The organism is Dyadobacter sp. UC 10 (genome assembly GCF_008369915.1).
Taxonomy (GTDB): domain Bacteria; phylum Bacteroidota; class Bacteroidia; order Cytophagales; family Spirosomataceae; genus Dyadobacter.
In genome coordinates, this window is the sequence record NZ_VSRN01000001.1 from 3,672,824 (window position 1) to 3,689,024 (window position 16,201).

A 16,201-nucleotide genomic window follows, 5' to 3' on the forward strand; every position below is an offset into this window, starting at 1 on the left:
GAAAAGTGTTTAAAACGGCTGTTTTCAATAGCACTTTTGAAGCTCGCAGTTGTTAAGCGCTTATTTTTAAATTGATAATAAACTGTAAATTTACACCAATTATGCAAAATAGTAATCAGGATCTGGTTGTTTCCCGAACGCCCACGGCGTGGGGCAGTTTATTGGTTTTGACAGGGTTCATCCTCATTGGAATGGCAGTGGGTAATATTCTGGCAGTAGCGATCCTGGCGCTGCTTTTTTCTTCCCACCAGGAATCTGTAACCGTTTTGCTTAATCATCTGATCACCAATCCGGCACAAGTACCAAACGGCTGGAATGCGCTGATGATCCTTCAGGGAACGGTGCACTTCTTTTCCTACCTGCTGCCTTCACTGCTTTTCTGGTTATATATTGAAAGAAAGCCTATCAGTCACGTTAACAGCCGGAAAAATCCGCCCGCCGTTATCTGGGCTCTGGCATTCATGCTTGTACTGGTTTTTATCCCCTTCAATAGCTTGATTATCGAATGGAATGCGTCGATGAAGCTGCCCGATGCATTGTCGGGACTGGAACTATGGATGCGGCAAAAGGAGGACCAGCTTTCGGTTATGACCGCATTTATCACCAATTATAAAAGTTTCGGCCAGCTGATGATCGCATTGTTTGTGGTTACCTTGCTGCCGGCGTTGGGTGAAGAAGCATTGTTTCGCGGCGTTCTCCAGACGAAATTATTGCGCATAACCGGGAACGCTCACCTGGCAATCTGGGTATCTGCCGCAATTTTCAGTGCGATACATTTTCAGTTCTACGGATTTCTTCCCCGAATGATGCTGGGGGCGTTATTTGGATATTTATTCTACTTTACCGGTAATTTCTGGGTCGCAGTACTGGCCCATTTTGTAAATAACGGATTTGTTTTGATCATGATGTACCTGCGCAACCTGGGAATCATCGAAGTCGATATTGAAGAAACGAAGGCAATGCCAGTCCTGCTGATCGTCATTTCGATCGTTATGTCACTGGCAATAATGCGTTTTATCAGACAGGCAGGCGGGAGTGAGCAATGGCCGGTGCGCCATTAATGTGAATTTAAAATTTTAAAAGTAATATGGACGAGACCTGGGTAAAAGCTTATCAAAGCACTCAAATGATCAGGGCTGAGATAGCACGTGAAATATTGGAGCAAAATGGAATTGCGGCGGTGATTGTCAATAAAAAGGATAGCAGTTATCCTATTTTTGGTATGTGTGAAGTGCACGTACCTGCCATCGAACTACCTAAGGCTCAAACGATACTGATGAATGAAGACGCGATTAAGCAATCTGAGTAACTTACAGCAAAGAACCATCACCGCCCTTGCCGGCGTATTCGTAATTATCGGTTGCATTCTCTACAATGAACTAACCTTTCTACTGCTTTTCTGCACGATCAGCTCCCTTACACAGCTCGAGTTTTACAAGCTTCTCGGACTCGACGGAAATCAGCCGCTCACATATTATGGTACCTTCTGTGGCACAGTTATGATGTTACTTGCGTACCTAATAGAGCAGGACATTGTTCCTTTTGAAAATTATTTCATTATCAGTCCCTTACTGTCGATGATCTTCTTTATCAAATTGTACAAAAAAAACGACCTGAAACCTTTTACAAATATTGGCTTTACTTTCCTTGGGATTATCTACGTAGCACTGCCATTTGCACTGATCATTGTGATGGCGATGCGTGGCGGAAGTTATAATTACGAAATCGTGCTCGGTAGCCTCTTGCTGCTCTGGGCATCTGATATTGGTGGTTACTTTGCAGGGACCAAATTTGGAAAAAGAAAACTTTTTGAGCGGATTTCGCCCAAAAAATCGTGGGAAGGAGCGATGGGAAGTGCCGTTTTTGCCGCAGTTATCGCATTTGCATTGGGGCATTATTTCCGTACCTTCGAGCCCTGGAAATGGTATTGTATAGGGGCAATTATCGTGGTAGTGGGCACATATGGTGACCTGGTGGAATCACTTTTCAAGCGTAGTATCGCGATCAAAGATTCTGGCAGCAGCATTCCCGGCCACGGCGGATTTCTGGATCGTTTCGACGGCCTTTTGCTTTCCGCTCCGTTTATAGTTACGTTTTTAAAGTTATTTTCCTGACTGCCCCGCCTTTATAATAACAGCAGGCAATCCTCCCTGATGCGGGTCGTTCTTAGGTAGGAACAATTTTTTTTACACACTTCAAGCGAAAAGGTCTATCAGCATTGGAAAATGAAACTTTGAAGACCAGAGTAATAATGCAACAAGGTCTTTATAGTATAATCTCGAAAGAATGAAACGTGGTTTTTTGATATTGTTTTTGGTGATTGCTGGGCTACTGGCTGGTTCGGAGGTTTTTGCGCAGGGTGAGCAGAAGGCGATTGTTTTCTCGGGTATGGTTGTAGGTGGAAAGCAAACTGAAATCCTGCCGGGCGCGACGATCTTTATCGTCAATGCAGGCCGCGGTACATTATCGAGGAGCGATGGTTCCTTTACGATTAAAGTTTTTCCAGGTGACAGTATAATTTTCGGTTATGTGGGTTATAAAAATCAATATCACATCGTCCCGAGAAATTACAATTCGGACATTTATTCGGCTATCGTCGCGCTGCGGGAAGATGTGATAACACTCTCCGGAGTAACAATTTATCCTTACTCCACTGAGGAAGAGTTCAAAAAGGCATTTCTTGAATTAAAGCTGCCGGATCAGGCTGACAGAGAGGCCCTGGCCAAAAGTACTGACCCTGACTACATTAACAGAATGGCTGCACAGGTCCCGAATAATGCGCAGACCAATTACAGGTATTCGATGGATCAGCTGATGTTTGGGCGCGAATCCGCTGCCGGAAAGGGATTTGCCACTACTTTTCCATTCCTGAATCCTTTCGCCTGGGCTAATTTTATAAAATCAGTAAAAAAAGGAGATCTTAAGCAGAAAGACTGGCGGAAAGAACTGAATGTGGCACCCCGGGAAAATATTACGAAACAAGACTTCATACCCCCTTCCGAAACGGAAACTCAGAAAAAAAACGGGTCAAATTAATCAGGCCGGCTGCGGAGTAAATCTTTTCAGTTCAATAATCTCACCATCGAACACTGCATAGTGTTGCTGTGTAACCCATTCTCCAAGATTGATATAGCTTGAATCGGCGCTCACCTGCATATCCAGCGTGAGATGCCTGTGTCCGAATATGTAGTATTTGTGCGGATTCCTAAATTGCACTTCTTTACAATATTGAAAAAGCCACTCCTTATCTTCCCCTAAAAACCGCTCTTCCCCTTTATTGACATTCGCCAGCCGGCTTCTTTTTGACCAGGTAGTTGCAATCCATATCCCGAAGTCCGGGTGTGCCAGGCGGAATATCAACTGAAAAAACGGGCTTTCGAATATCCGCTTTAAAAATTTGTAGGTAGTATCTCCCGGCCCGAGGCCGTCTCCGTGACCAACGAGCGTTTTAGTCGCCCGCTGCTCTGAGATGAATGTGAAGCTGACAGGATTTCGGTAAATGGATGCGCCGATTTCCTCGGTAAGGTAGCCTGACATCCACATATCGTGGTTACCCGTGAAAATGATCAGCTCAATACCTTTGTCGGATAATTCGGCCAGCTTGCCTAACAGTCGTACGAATCCTTTCGGCACTACGGTTTTGTATTCAAACCAGAAATCAAAAATATCACCCACCAGAAAAATGGTCTGCGCGTCATTCTCAATCGCTTCGAGCCAGTTTACGATCAGTTTTTCCCGCTGCCGGCTGCTGGCGGGGGAGGGAACTCCCAAATGATAATCAGAAGAAAAGTAAATACGCTTTCCCGGCTGTAACGTGATGGTTCTGGTCTCAAACTGGTATTTCATGCGATCAATTCAAATGGTGCGCAAGTTACGATCTTCAAGGGAAATGACCAGTGTAATAGCATTACAGGCGTCGGAAGGTATTTTTCAAATTATAAGTTAGTCTGGCTTTTTGTGAAGTCTCTTTTTTACTTTGCAACTCTAAACAGATCTGTGATGAAAAGGAACTTCCTTACTTTAATTCTGGCCGGCATTTTATTTGCGATGTATGAGCCTTCATTTGCGCAAGCTCCCAAAAAAATCCCCGCCGACAAGCAGAGAGCGCTGCAATGGAAGCCAGAAAAAGGGCAGTATTATTTCAGTCACTCCCTGGTTTTCGATTACCAGAATAAAGCCGACAATTCATCAGGCAAGCTCAAAATCTATCTTGATCCGGTCTCAGGCGCACTTTGTTTTAAGAAAGAAAGCAGTTTTGGGGACAGAGGAAAATCATTTGATTTCGTGATTGCTTTTCCCGACGGGAAATATATCTTCTGCGGTGCCGACGATGCTGGCAAAAAAATGAGAATTGTTGAAATGGTGAAAGAGGTGAAACCGAATGCAGAGTTCAAAGCCGAGCAGCAGGAAAATTTTGCCACATACTGTATTCCAACCGGGAACAAAAGGGTTGATTTTGGCCTGGAAAGCCTGGAATATGATCTCAGCTACGCGACCTCAGATACTAAAGATAAAATCTGGCTGACGAAAACACCTTTCAGTTCCTACCCGCTCTATGGCATTGAGTTCGTTGAAAGTGCTGTCAGTTTGCCCGTCTCGTTTGATTACCTGCATTTGCTGACCTCTGATCTTTTAATCACAGAAATCAATTCGAAGGATTTGATATTAAAATTGGTAAGTCTGGAAAAAGATCCTTTTCTGGCTGTGACGAAAGGTTATCCCGAAGTGAAAGTTAACGATTAAATGAAAGGTCCGGTTTTGATTTTTAACAAAAACAAACCGGACCTTTTGCTATTTATGATGCACTTTCAGCCAATGCCTGTTCCGCTTTTATTTCAGAAAGCGGCCGCATATTTGCAGGGATCTCGGGTTCCTGATCTTCTTCTGCGGTGTAAGGGAATACGTCCAGGATCGGCGTAAGATTGATATCGGTAGTTTCATAAGGGATCAAAAAGTTACGCATACTCTCGTTGATCCGGTCGAGCGCCTGCTGAATTCCGTCGGCATTCACTAGCATGTAATTCACGATCTTTTTCTCTTTGCCGCTCTTTTCATCCACAGAAAAATAGATCACTTTGGCTTTAAACCACTGTTCACCCTCCTCATATGCAAAAAGGTCGGCGAGGCGCATTCGTGTGATACTGGTAACACTAAAGTCACTTGCCCCGGTAACGATTTGTTTGTAAAGCCGCGCTTCCGATTCTGTATACGACACAGCGTCAACGAGATACACTTCATTGATCGTTTTCAAGCTCCCAGCCTCGTCTTCTTTTTGATACCTGATCTTTCCTAAATACCAGCTTGCCATAAATTATTTCAGATTGAATTAATAAAGTCTGCAAATGTAGATGCTTGCTTTAACGACGCAAAAAAATATAGTCTTAAAGTAATAATCCCCCAACGCAGTATGCGTTCTGATACCTACTGTTTAACTTGCAAAAAATATTTTATAATGAAAAAGAGCCTATCTATTGGGTTAGTCGTGCTGATTGCGGGCATATTATCAGCCTGCGGCGTTGGAAAACAAGTTTCCGAGGCAAAGACTTTCGGTGAATGCAAATATGACATCAAGTCTGTCGACAGTGTTTACCTGGCAGGAATTGATGTCCGCGAGTTCCGGAACCTTCGCAGTTTCAGTGATTTTGATCTCGCTAAATATCCCGGGCTTGCATTGGGGCTGTTAAGAAAAAATGTGCCGCTGGATCTGCGGGTTAATCTGGATATCACCAATCCGACCAAGAAACGCGCAGCTATTAATCAACTGGAATACAAGGTATTGCTTTCAAATAGCGAGATATTTAACGGATATCTCAATCAGTTGATCGAGGTAATGCCCGGCACCGGCAGTACAAGAGTACCCGTGAAACTGAATGCAAATGCATATCAGCTGCTTACCAACGATCAGACACGCGATCAGTTTGTGAATATGATCCTGTCGCTCACTGGAAAGTCCGACGCAAAGCCTACCAAATTCACGGTTAAAGTGAAGCCTACGCTTGATATTGCGGGTAAACAAGTCGATTATCCTGGCTACATCACCTTCGAAAAAGAGATTACCAGCCAGATGATCACCGGTGTAAAGTAATGCAGCCGGCAGGACCACATCAATTGTAAAACTGTTTTGAAGCTATTTTTAGATAACCCTCATTTAGCAGCGTATTTTGGACTTGTTGTTGCGCTGTTTCTTTTGCTTGGCGTTTCATTTTTTGTTCCAAAATTTTCATCAGCCCGGAAATGGCTGGGGGTAAGCCTGATTTTTGCACCGGTTATCTACTTTTTCCTGATCCTGGACGCGCATCTCGTCAACATTCCTTTCACCGACGATTTCAATCTGCTCGAAACGGTCTATAATTATCAGCAGGCGCCGGATTTTCCAAGCAAGATTAAAGTTCTTTTTGAACAGGTTAACCAGCATCGCTTCGCCTTCGAGCGGATCGTGATGCTGGTTATGGTGTTTTTTACAGGGACCGTAAATATCAAAACGCAGATTATACTCGGCAACCTTGCGTTGCTGGGAATGGCCTACCTTTTGTTCAAATCCCTCAAAAAGGAAAATCTTTCTTTCCTCTATTTCATCCCCGTACCTTATCTGCTTTTCAGTCTTGTTTATTGGGAAAATGCATACTGGGGAATCGCTGCCCTGCAAAATACCCCGCTGATTTTCTTCGCTTTTCTGACAGCTTATGCGGTAGGTCAGGGAGATAACAGGGGTTTTTACTTCGGCATACTGGCAGCTTTACTGACCACTTTCACGAGCGGGAGCGGCTTGCTGGCCTGGATCATTGGTATCATTATTCTATTGTTTCAAAAGCGATATAAACTGCTGGGGGGATGGTTGGTAGCGGCGGCAGGGGTTATTCTTTTTTACTTTTTGTTTGATTATCAGGTAGTAGCTGCGACCGGCGAGAAAGCGTGGGCGCATCCTCTGTATAACTTCATTTTCGTGCTGGGTTTCTGGGGAAATGGATTGTATCTCGATGTCCGGCATCCCCTCGTTTCGCAATTCCAGCCCGACCTGGTTGCGTGCGTTTTGTTGGGCGGGCTGATCTTCCTACTGTTCCTCGGCTGGTCCCTGCGGATTTTAACCCGCCAGAAACTAGTTTGGAGCGACTGGTTTTTATGGGGCGCGATGATGTTTTCAATGGGTACGGGCGCAATGTTCGTGATTAGCAGGCCGCTCAACAATTACTTCATGTTCGGCGGAAATATGTTTTCCCGTCGCTACATGATTTTCGGGGCCGCGTTACTTGCTGTCGCTTACGTCTGTCTTATTCTTTTGGTGAAAAACCGCCAAATGGTTAGAAAATGGATTGCCGTTCTGATGGGTATTGGCTTTGTGACGCTCAATTTTGTAAGCTATTATTCCTCCATTGTTCAGATCCGGAAAATGCACGATGACCTGGTGATAGATAGTTACCACTGGAAAAACTATAGTACCTTTCTTACCGCCGGTGATTTGTTCGGTGATATCCCTTTCTGGAATCACCCGACCCGGATGAAAAACCTTGTAAGCAACTTGGAGTCCAGCGGCTTAACTGATTTTTATCAGTTCAATACCCTTCCGCCACATCGCGAGCTAATCGCCAAAACTGACACCCGGAGCGAATTCAGAGGCGATTTTAACGCTACATTCCACTATCGGAATACCGACAATAACATACCTACTAAATACTACCGGTTGATGGTTACTCCGCCAGCAGGATCGGCTAAACCGTCCTATTTTATATTGAGTTCGGATACGCTGAATTTAGTCCTGCCCGCCGTGCCTATGCCTAATAAATTTGCCGATTTTCTTAAAACCGGCTCCTATTACAGTAACACTTCCCGGTACGGACTTTTTAATTTAAAGCTTCCCAAGGGTGAATTCCGGGTCTACATATTGTCGCAAACTGGTGGGGACTGGAAGTCGGAGTTCACCGGAAAGCGCGTTGTCATCAATTGAAACACATTAAATCCTCCTGACATGCAGATACTTACCTATAACCTTAATGGAATCAGGGCCGCCCTCAAAAACGGGCTGATCGATTGGCTGAGTACCACTACTGCTGATATTTTATGTTTCCAGGAAGTAAAAGCCACACCCGACGTGGTCGATCTTTCAGGTTTTGAAGCGCTGGGCTACGAGCTGATCGGCTGGCATTCGGCGGAGAAAAAAGGATATAGCGGTGTAGCGATTTTTTCGAAAATAAAACCTGATCTGGTGCAGGCAGGCTGCGATATCCCGGCTTACGATCGCGAAGGCAGAGTGCTAAGAGCAGATTTTGGGGACATAACCGTGCTGAACTGCTATTTTCCGTCAGGTACCAGCGGGGAGATCAGGCAGTCGGTTAAAATGACTTTTCTGGATGATTTTTTTGCCTGGGCAGACGAACTGAGAAAGGAGCGGCATAACCTGATTATCTGTGGCGACTATAACATCGCGCATACGGAAATTGATATCCACGATCCGGTACGGAATAAAAAGTCTTCGGGCTTTTTGCCGGAGGAGCGTGCCTGGATGACGAAGTGGTTTGGGAATGGTTATACCGACGCCTTCCGCTTCAAAAATCCGGATCTGCGCCAATATTCCTGGTGGACATACCGCGCCGGAGCACGGGCGAATAATAAAGGCTGGCGCATTGATTACATTTCCGTCGCGGATACATTGAAGGATCGCATTATCGCCAGCCGGCAATTCAATGATGCTGTCCATTCGGATCATTGTCCCGTATGGTTGGAAATTCAATAGCGCACTTCGTCCGTTTAGACGATGCCAGCTTCCGTCCCTGGGCCTTTTTTTGTATTTTTGATCAGAGCAGCTTTTACTCAAAACGTTATGGAACTGCAACTGCCTATGACACTAAAAATGGGAAACCTGATGAGTGAGGAGAAATTCTTTCAGTTCTGTCAGATGAATGACACACTAGAGCTCGAAAGGGACTCACAAGGAAATGTTATCGTTATGTCTCCAACAGGAACTTTCACAGGCGGATTTAATTCAAAGGTTCTCATTGAACTGGGAATCTGGAATAAGGAAAATGGGTTAGGCGAAGTCTTCGATTCGTCGACGGGTTTTACGTTACCTAATGGAGCGGTCCGTTCTCCGGATGTTTCCTGGGTGCGAAGTGAGCGTTGGGAAAGTTTGTCAATCGAGCAAAAAGAAAAATTCGCGCCGCTAAGCCCTGATTTCGTGGTAGAGATTCGCTCACAGTCGGATGATATGAGATATCTCATTGACAAGATGGACGAATACATCGCAAACGGCACACAGCTTGCCTGGCTGATAGACCGGTTTGACAAAAAAGTACATATCTACAAAGCCGACAGATCTATCACGATACATGAAAGCATTCAGGTCACACTGTCCGGCGAATCCGTGCTGCCTGGCTTTGAGCTGGATCTGGCCGAAATTTTAAAATAATCCGCTCAGGCGTGATAAAACGATCTTCTTTTGTTCCAATATTACCTTATTTACAAGCCTTTCGGAATGCTTTCACAATTTTCCCGTGAAGGCGACCACGCTACGTTGGCCGATCTGGATTTTACTTTTGCCAAAGACATCTATCCCGTAGGAAGGCTGGATGCAGACAGTGAAGGCTTATTGCTGCTTACTAACGACAATTATCTCAAAACAAAATTGCTGGAACCCAGAAACAAGCACACAAGAACTTATTATGTGCAGGTGGAAGGCGACATTTCGGAGGAAGCGTGCGAGCAGCTGGGTGCGGGAGTCGATATCAGTATCAACGGAAAATCCTACCGGACACTTCCTGCAAAAGCACATCAGCTAGCTGAGCCGGCACTGCCGGAACGCAATCCGCCAATCCGTTTCAGGCAGCATATTCCCACTTCCTGGCTTTCGCTGACACTTTATGAAGGTAAGAACAGACAGGTGCGCAGGATGACCGCAGCAGTTGGGTTTCCTACCCTGCGACTGGTTCGATGGTCCATAGGAAAAATTTCTTTGGCTGATAAAAATGGAAAATTTCCTAACTCAGGGGACGTATGGGAAGTTACGTCCGCGGAGGCACGCCGCTTCTATGAGTGAACGCTTTGTAAGGTTACAAAACCGTACCCACAGACTTGGCAAACCGGATAGAAGGCTTAATTTTGTAGATACCTGTTCTTAAAATAAGGCTGATAATTGGCAAAGGCACCTAAAGAAACCCCGCTTAACAAACAATACAATCAGATTAAAGCGAAGTACCCCGGAGCGTTACTGCTATTCCGGGTCGGTGATTTTTATGAGACTTTTGGCGAAGACGCAATCAGGGCGTCCAAAATCCTGGGCATTGTGCTCACCCGCCGCAATAATGGCGGCTCGCACGAAGAGCTGGCCGGTTTTCCACACCATTCTTTAGACAACTACTTACCAAAGCTCGTACGCGCAGGCGAACGCGTAGCGATCTGCGATCAACTCGAAGATCCCGCCGCAGCAAAAGGGATAGTCAAAAGAGGAGTGACCGAACTGGTAACACCGGGCGTTTCTTACAACGATAACGTACTGGATACCAGGAGGAACAATTATCTTGCCGCTGTACACGTCGGTGCTGAAAATCTTTACGGAATAGCATTCCTGGACATTTCAACCGGTGAATTCATGACGTCCCAGGGAAATGCCGCATATATTGACAAAATGCTGCAGGGATTTGCGCCTTCCGAAGTTCTTTTTTGTAAAAAACACAAGCAGGAATTCACGCAGCTTTTTGGCGGCAAATATCATACATACCAGCTGGAAGACTGGTGTTTTGGCTACGATTACGGCTATGAACAGCTGACCACACATTTTCAGACCACCACCCTGAAAGGCTACGGAATAGAAACATTGCCGCTCGGCATCGTTGCGGCTGGTGTGATTTTACATTACCTCAAAGAGACAGAACATAAGGAAATAGCGCACATTGCGCGCATTACCCGGCTTGAAGAAGAAAAATATGTCTGGCTCGACCGTTTTACGGTCCGCAACCTGGAACTGGTATATGCCCAGCAGGAAGGTGGCGTACCGCTGATCCAGATCCTTGATCATACGGTTACGCCAATGGGCGCGAGGCTATTGCGTAAATGGATGGTGCTCCCGCTGAAAGAAAAGCTTCCGATTGAAGAACGCCTGAACATTGTCGGCCATTTTCTGAACAACCGCAGTGTGCATGAATCGGTAGTCGGAAATCTGAAACTGATCGGTGATCTGGAAAGGCTGATATCGAAGGTGGCTGTCAGAAGGGTCAATCCCAAAGAACTGGGACAGCTGAAAAGATCGCTCACACAAATTGCGCCGATTAAGGAAAGTCTTTACAAACTCCTTGATAAGGAGCGGAAGAAGCTGCAAAAGGACACTGAGGTGGAGCAGGCCTTAACACCCGCGCTGGAAGTATTGCTGAAATATGCAGATCAGCTGGATGTATGTAAGGAACTCGTCGATAAGATTGAAAATGAGCTGAGAGAAGATGCGCCTGTTTTGTCGAATCAGGGGCGAATGATTAAAAAGGGCGTCGATGCCGAGCTTGATGAGCTGCATGCGATTTCTTATGAGGGCAAGGATTACCTGTTGCAACTACAAAACAGGGAAATAGAGCGGACCGGCATCAGTTCTCTCAAAATTGCCTATAACAAAGTTTTCGGCTACTATCTTGAAGTGACGCACGTTCATCAGAACAAGGTGCCCGCGGAATGGATCCGGAAACAAACGCTGGTTAATGCTGAACGTTATATTACGCCGGAATTAAAGGAATACGAAGAGAAAATCATCAATGCCGAGGATAGTATCGCGACGATAGAATCGAGGATTTTCAATGAAATGGTTCTTGCTGCTGCCGGGCATGTTAATATCATTCAAAAAAATGCAGCGATCATTTCATCGCTTGATGTGCTAAGCTCATTTGCAACCGTCGCTGCCAAAAATAACTATGTAAAACCCGTTATTACGGAGGATAACCGCCTCGATATCAAGCAGGGACGTCATCCTGTGATTGAGCAGCAGCTTCCGGTAGGGGAGAGTTATGTGCCCAATGACGTGTACCTCGACGATGCTTCCCAGCAGATCATCATTATCACCGGTCCCAACATGGCAGGTAAGTCTGCGTTGCTACGGCAAACTGCCCTGATCGTATTAATGGCGCAAATGGGGTGTTATGTACCAGCGAAATCGGCTTCGGTAGGTTTGGTCGACAAAATATTTACCAGGGTAGGAGCGAGCGATAATTTAAGTCGGGGCGAAAGTACGTTCATGGTCGAAATGACCGAAACAGCGAGTATCCTGAATAATCTGAGTGACCGCAGTCTGATCCTGATGGATGAAATAGGGCGGGGAACCAGTACTTACGATGGTGTTTCGATCGCCTGGGCAATCACGGAATATTTACATAATCAGCATGAATGTCGTCCCAAAACGCTTTTTGCCACACATTACCATGAACTGAACCAGCTTTCAGAAGATTTTCCAAGGATCAAGAATTTCAATGTGGCTGTGAAGGAAGTGGACAATAGAGTGATATTCCTTCGGAAACTGAAACCGGGCGGCAGTGCACACAGTTTTGGTATTCATGTCGCGCAAATAGCCGGTATGCCGCAGCCTATTGTTTTGAGAGCAAGCGAAATAATGCAGCATCTGGAAAAAGAACACATGACCCAGGAGCACAGCAAAAAGATCAAGGAAATCCCTAAAAACAATTTTCAACTCAGCATTTTTGAACCGGCTGATCCGAAATTGGAGGAGCTTAAGGAGAAGCTTTCGCTGATTGACGTCAACACACTGTCTCCTATCGAGGCCCTCTTGAAATTAAACGAGTTTCAAAAACTCCTTAAAAAGTAATTCACTTTTATCTACCAAAAACTCCTACTTCCTTTTATGTTATGAAAAATTCAACGCGGTTCCAGCTGATGGCCATGATGTTTCTCCTGTATTTCATCTGGGGGTCGTGGTACGGGCAAATGAGTAAATACATGTTTACTACCCTCAATGCGACCGGAGGCCAGGTGGGTAATGCCTACGCTGCTTTTTCAATCGCGCAGATTATCGCTCCCTTCTTCGTGGGCATGATCGCCGACCGGTATTTTGCTGCTCAAAAGGTATTGGGCGTTTTGAGCATTGCAGGCGCGATCCTGCTTTACATTCTTTCCGGCATTACCAGCGCCGACAATTTCTTCGGAATTATCCTGCTTTACTGTATTTCATTCGCGCCCATGATGTCGCTGACGACATCCATCGCCATGCAGCAGGTTACTAATTCTGAAAAAGACTTTCCCGCGATACGCGTAATGGGAACGATTTCCTGGATTGTCGTGACGAATATCATCGGCTTTTACGGTTTCGGTGACAGCGTTATGATCTTCAAAATTTCAATGGTAGCTTCTGCAATCCTGGGTATCTATTCATTCTTCCTTCCGGATACCCCGCCGAAACCAAGCGTGAAAACTTCATTCTCTGATATTATGGGGCTGGATGCTTTCAAGCTGTTCAAAGACCGGTCTTTCGCTATTTTCTTTATTTCGTCGCTGCTGATCTGCATTCCGCTTTCCTTCTATTACGCAATGGCCAATCCTTCTCTGACAGATTCAGGAATGACCAATGTAGAAAATAAAATGTCACTGGGGCAGGCTTCCGAAGTCGTGTTTATGCTTTTAATTCCTCTCGCATTCAGTAGGTTAGGTGTAAAATGGATGCTGATCGTCGGCCTGATCGCCTGGATTGTTCGCTTTGTAGGCTTCGGTTATGGTGACGCAAACAGTGAGTGGTTATTGTATCTCGCTATTATCCTCCACGGTGTTTGTTACGACTTTTTCTTTGTAACCGGACAAATCTATACCGATAGCAAAGCGGGTGAAAAATACCGGTCGTCAGCGCAGGGATTAATTTCAATCGCTACTTACGGAATTGGAATGGGAATTGGTTCGTGGCTCGCCGGTTTGGTTGCAGATATGTACACGGTGGGTGGCGTGAAAGATTGGACAAGCATCTGGATGGTACCCGCAGGTATTGCAGCGGTTGTACTGGTACTTTTTGTTCTGTTCTTTAAAGACAATAAAGTTAAAGCGGCTGCCTGATCAATATTTCATTAGATTGAGTACATTAAAAAACCCTGGAATTGCACTGCCCCCCAAAAGTTAGACACTTCTTGGGGGTATTTTTATGGGTAAAAACAGAAAACACAGTGCAGAGTTGAGGTTAGCGGTTGTAAAATCTTATTTAGGCGGAGGTGGTATTAATGAATTGGCCAGACGCTTTGGGATTACTAGGTCCTGTATACAGAAATGGGTGGGACACTATAAACAAGGCGGCGGTTCAAGTCTTTTGCCGCAATACGGGCGCGATTACACAATAGAATTTAAGCAACAAGTTGTGTTCGCTTATCAGAAACAGGGTTTATCTTTGAATGAGTGCTGCTTCAAATTTAAAATACCCAGTAAAAGTACTTTACATGTTTGGGTCCGGCAGTATGAGCAGTTTGGTATAGATGGTTTTAGCACGGCCCGTGGCAGGCCCAGGTCTATGAAAAACAAACCCAAGATCATAAAAACATACGGTCCATTGACCCGGTTAGAGCAGCTCGAAAACGAAAACCTGCGCCTGAGGGCAGAAAATGACTTGCTAAAAAAGTTGGATGCCTTAATCCGCCAGAAGGAAGCTGCGCAAAAGAAAAAGCGTTGACAATCCATGGGTTAAGGCAGAAATATCCGCTTGAATTGCTTTTGGAGCTCTTTGAAATACCCAGGAGCAATTTCTACTACCATATTAAAAATAGCGCTCAGGCCAGCAAGTATAAGGAGGCGAAAAAGCAGATCAGGCAAGTTTACGATCGGCATAAGGGAAGGTTCGGCTACCGTCGCATCACAATGATGATCAGGAAGATGGGCAGCGAGCTCAACCATAAAACGGTCTTAAAGCTGATGAAGTCCATGGGCCTGAAATCGTTGATCCGTCTCAAAAGGTACCGCTCTTACAAAGGCCAGACAGGCAGGGTTGCGCCCAATATTCTCAACAGGGATTTTAAATCTGAAAAACCATCACAGAAATGGGCGACGGATGTCTCCGAGTTCAGGGTGAAAGACAAAAAACTTTTTCTGTCTCCTATTATTGACCTGTTTAATGGAGAAATCATCAGTTACAACCTGTCCGAATCAGCTAATTTTAAGCAAGTAACACAAATGCTCGAAACGGCATTTAAAAAGATCAATAAGCCAGAAAATCTGGTACTGCATTCCGACCAGGGCTGGCAATACCAAATGAGTAAATATCAAAAAATACTTGAATCGAAGGGTATTATCCAAAGCATGTCCAGAAAAGGCAACTGCCTGGACAATGCGATTATTGAAAACTTTTTTGGCACCATTAAATCAGAGTTGTTCTACCTGAACAAATACCAAAGCACCGACCAGCTGAAAGAAGACATCAAGGAATATATCGACTACTACAACAACGACAGGATCAGGCTTAATTTAAATGGAATGAGCCCGGCACAATACCGGGCTCATCACACTAATCGTTAAATTATAAAACGTCCAACTTTTGGGGTTCAGTCCAAATTGCTTCCAGGGTTTTTGTTTATTTCGGAATCAAGAATTACCATCTGTCGTCGTCGTCACGGTCGCTGAAATGCCTTTTGCTTCCCCCGCCGCCTTTCTTATTGAATTCATTTCCTCTGCCGTAACGGCTGTCGGTTTTGGATTTGTTACCCTGACCGCCCCGATCTCCGTAAGGCCTGTCATTTCCACCACCTGGTTTACGGTCCTGGCTGCGATATCTGTCGCCTCCGCCAGAGGAGCTGCCTCCACCGAAACCACCTCCTCCAAAGCTTCCTGCTCCTCCAAATCCGGTTCCGGAGCTGCTTTTGGCAGGCCCTCCGTCCATGTTATCGTTCCTTCCAGCGCTTCTGTTGTCAGTATCGTTGGGCCGCGGACGATTGAAACCTTCTCTTCCGGAATCTGTCCTTGAACCGGGTCCGCTCTCACCGGGTCTTTGCTCCTTTTTCTGCGATTCGTTCACTACTAACGGCCTTCCGTACATTTCTGCACCATTCAGTGAACTGATCGCCAGCCTTGCTTCGCTCTCGTCAGGCATTTCTACAAACCCGAAACCCTTGCTTTGACGTGTAATTTTGTCAATGATTATTTTCGCGGAGCTCACATTACCGTACTTCTCGAAAGCTTCACGCAGTTCGCTTTCCTTTAACTTAAAAGAAAGACTCCCAACAAAAATGTCCATGAAACGCCTGTTTATAATTGTTTA

Annotated in this window: 17 protein-coding genes; 14 read left to right on the forward strand and 3 right to left on the reverse strand. The window is 45.3% G+C overall.

Annotated features, from left to right (window positions below; translation table 11 throughout):
- Positions 1 to 101: 101 nt before the first annotated feature.
- The 4 genes from FXO21_RS15155 to FXO21_RS15170 all read left to right on the forward strand — a co-directional run bounded on the left by FXO21_RS15155 (position 102) and on the right by FXO21_RS15170 (position 3,036).
- On the forward strand, positions 102 to 1,061 hold the full coding sequence (locus FXO21_RS15155; protein WP_149640858.1) for a CPBP family intramembrane glutamic endopeptidase: 960 nt from the start codon (positions 102 to 104) through the stop codon (positions 1,059 to 1,061).
- 26 nt (positions 1,062 to 1,087) lie between these two features.
- Complete coding sequence (locus FXO21_RS15160) at positions 1,088 to 1,309, forward strand: putative signal transducing protein (RefSeq protein ID WP_149640859.1); 222 nt, start codon at positions 1,088 to 1,090, stop codon at positions 1,307 to 1,309.
- Positions 1,281 to 2,114, forward strand: a complete 834-nt coding sequence (locus tag FXO21_RS15165) for a phosphatidate cytidylyltransferase (RefSeq protein ID WP_149640860.1) — start codon at positions 1,281 to 1,283, stop codon at positions 2,112 to 2,114. The genes FXO21_RS15160 and FXO21_RS15165 overlap by 29 nt, the downstream gene beginning before the upstream one ends.
- Positions 2,115 to 2,286: 172 nt before the next feature.
- Entirely contained in the window at positions 2,287 to 3,036 is a 750-nt protein-coding gene (locus FXO21_RS15170) for a carboxypeptidase-like regulatory domain-containing protein (RefSeq protein ID WP_149640861.1), read from the forward strand.
- Here FXO21_RS15170 and FXO21_RS15175 read toward each other — a convergent pair whose 3' ends face one another.
- Positions 3,037 to 3,846: a UDP-2,3-diacylglucosamine diphosphatase gene (locus FXO21_RS15175; protein ID WP_149640862.1), complete on the reverse strand. Its 810-nt coding sequence runs from the start codon at positions 3,844 to 3,846 to the stop codon at positions 3,037 to 3,039.
- Positions 3,847 to 3,999: 153 nt separating this feature from the next.
- Here FXO21_RS15175 and FXO21_RS15180 point away from each other — a divergent pair, with 153 nt between their 5' ends.
- Positions 4,000 to 4,743, forward strand: a complete 744-nt coding sequence (locus tag FXO21_RS15180) for a hypothetical protein (RefSeq protein WP_149640863.1) — start codon at positions 4,000 to 4,002, stop codon at positions 4,741 to 4,743.
- 52 nt (positions 4,744 to 4,795) lie between these two features.
- Here the strand turns inward: FXO21_RS15180 and FXO21_RS15185 are convergent, their stop codons facing one another.
- On the reverse strand, positions 4,796 to 5,308 hold the full coding sequence (locus tag FXO21_RS15185; protein WP_149640864.1) for a DUF4494 domain-containing protein: 513 nt from the start codon (positions 5,306 to 5,308) through the stop codon (positions 4,796 to 4,798).
- 144 nt (positions 5,309 to 5,452) lie between these two features.
- Between FXO21_RS15185 and FXO21_RS15190 the strand changes: the two genes are divergently transcribed.
- The 9 genes from FXO21_RS15190 (at position 5,453) to FXO21_RS15230 (ending at position 15,462) form a co-directional block, all read left to right on the forward strand.
- A complete protein-coding gene (locus FXO21_RS15190; protein ID WP_149640865.1) occupies positions 5,453 to 6,085 on the forward strand; it encodes a hypothetical protein in 633 nt (210 codons plus the stop codon).
- Between the two features lie 36 nt (positions 6,086 to 6,121).
- Positions 6,122 to 7,942, forward strand: a complete 1,821-nt coding sequence (locus FXO21_RS15195) for a hypothetical protein (RefSeq protein ID WP_225865703.1) — start codon at positions 6,122 to 6,124, stop codon at positions 7,940 to 7,942.
- A 21-nt stretch (positions 7,943 to 7,963) separates the two neighbouring features.
- The gene (locus tag FXO21_RS15200; RefSeq protein ID WP_149640866.1) at positions 7,964 to 8,728 is read left to right on the forward strand and encodes an exodeoxyribonuclease III; all 765 of its coding nucleotides are present in this window, start codon (positions 7,964 to 7,966) and stop codon (positions 8,726 to 8,728) included.
- An 87-nt stretch (positions 8,729 to 8,815) separates the two neighbouring features.
- Positions 8,816 to 9,400, forward strand: a complete 585-nt coding sequence (locus tag FXO21_RS15205) for a Uma2 family endonuclease (RefSeq protein ID WP_149640867.1) — start codon at positions 8,816 to 8,818, stop codon at positions 9,398 to 9,400.
- Positions 9,401 to 9,430: 30 nt separating this feature from the next.
- Positions 9,431 to 10,027 carry a pseudouridine synthase gene (locus tag FXO21_RS15210; protein WP_149640868.1) on the forward strand — a complete coding sequence of 199 codons (597 nt, stop codon included), beginning with the start codon at positions 9,431 to 9,433 and terminating at the stop codon, positions 10,025 to 10,027.
- A gap of 96 nt (positions 10,028 to 10,123) precedes the next feature.
- Entirely contained in the window at positions 10,124 to 12,787 is a 2,664-nt protein-coding gene (mutS, locus tag FXO21_RS15215) for a DNA mismatch repair protein MutS (protein ID WP_149640869.1), read from the forward strand.
- A gap of 41 nt (positions 12,788 to 12,828) precedes the next feature.
- Positions 12,829 to 14,019, forward strand: coding sequence for an MFS transporter (locus FXO21_RS15220; RefSeq protein WP_149640870.1), 1,191 nt, complete (start codon positions 12,829 to 12,831; stop codon positions 14,017 to 14,019).
- 85 nt (positions 14,020 to 14,104) lie between these two features.
- Positions 14,105 to 14,623 (forward strand): helix-turn-helix domain-containing protein, encoded by a 519-nt coding sequence (locus FXO21_RS15225; protein WP_149638667.1) that lies wholly within the window; start codon positions 14,105 to 14,107, stop codon positions 14,621 to 14,623.
- Between the two features lie 41 nt (positions 14,624 to 14,664).
- Positions 14,665 to 15,462, forward strand: coding sequence for an IS3 family transposase (locus FXO21_RS15230; protein ID WP_229245209.1), 798 nt, complete (start codon positions 14,665 to 14,667; stop codon positions 15,460 to 15,462).
- A gap of 73 nt (positions 15,463 to 15,535) precedes the next feature.
- Here the strand turns inward: FXO21_RS15230 and FXO21_RS15235 are convergent, their stop codons facing one another.
- Complete coding sequence (locus FXO21_RS15235) at positions 15,536 to 16,177, reverse strand: RNA recognition motif domain-containing protein (RefSeq protein WP_149640871.1); 642 nt, start codon at positions 16,175 to 16,177, stop codon at positions 15,536 to 15,538.
- Between the last annotated feature and the right edge of the window lie 24 nt (positions 16,178 to 16,201).

What these genes read in the sequence shown, in the direction of transcription:
- FXO21_RS15155 (WP_149640858.1), top strand. Translation starts at nt 102, where the DNA reads ATGCAAAATAGTAATCAGGATCTGGTTGTTTCCCGAACGCCCACGGCG.
- FXO21_RS15160 (WP_149640859.1), top strand. Translation starts at nt 1,088, where the DNA reads ATGGACGAGACCTGGGTAAAAGCTTATCAAAGCACTCAAATGATCAGG.
- FXO21_RS15165 (WP_149640860.1), top strand. Translation starts at nt 1,281, where the DNA reads ATGAAGACGCGATTAAGCAATCTGAGTAACTTACAGCAAAGAACCATC.
- FXO21_RS15170 (WP_149640861.1), top strand. Translation starts at nt 2,287, where the DNA reads ATGAAACGTGGTTTTTTGATATTGTTTTTGGTGATTGCTGGGCTACTG.
- FXO21_RS15175 (WP_149640862.1), bottom strand. Translation starts at nt 3,846, where the DNA reads ATGAAATACCAGTTTGAGACCAGAACCATCACGTTACAGCCGGGAAAG.
- FXO21_RS15180 (WP_149640863.1), top strand. Translation starts at nt 4,000, where the DNA reads ATGAAAAGGAACTTCCTTACTTTAATTCTGGCCGGCATTTTATTTGCG.
- FXO21_RS15185 (WP_149640864.1), bottom strand. Translation starts at nt 5,308, where the DNA reads ATGGCAAGCTGGTATTTAGGAAAGATCAGGTATCAAAAAGAAGACGAG.
- FXO21_RS15190 (WP_149640865.1), top strand. Translation starts at nt 5,453, where the DNA reads ATGAAAAAGAGCCTATCTATTGGGTTAGTCGTGCTGATTGCGGGCATA.
- FXO21_RS15200 (WP_149640866.1), top strand. Translation starts at nt 7,964, where the DNA reads ATGCAGATACTTACCTATAACCTTAATGGAATCAGGGCCGCCCTCAAA.
- FXO21_RS15205 (WP_149640867.1), top strand. Translation starts at nt 8,816, where the DNA reads ATGGAACTGCAACTGCCTATGACACTAAAAATGGGAAACCTGATGAGT.
- FXO21_RS15220 (WP_149640870.1), top strand. Translation starts at nt 12,829, where the DNA reads ATGAAAAATTCAACGCGGTTCCAGCTGATGGCCATGATGTTTCTCCTG.
- FXO21_RS15225 (WP_149638667.1), top strand. Translation starts at nt 14,105, where the DNA reads ATGGGTAAAAACAGAAAACACAGTGCAGAGTTGAGGTTAGCGGTTGTA.
- FXO21_RS15235 (WP_149640871.1), bottom strand. Translation starts at nt 16,177, where the DNA reads ATGGACATTTTTGTTGGGAGTCTTTCTTTTAAGTTAAAGGAAAGCGAA.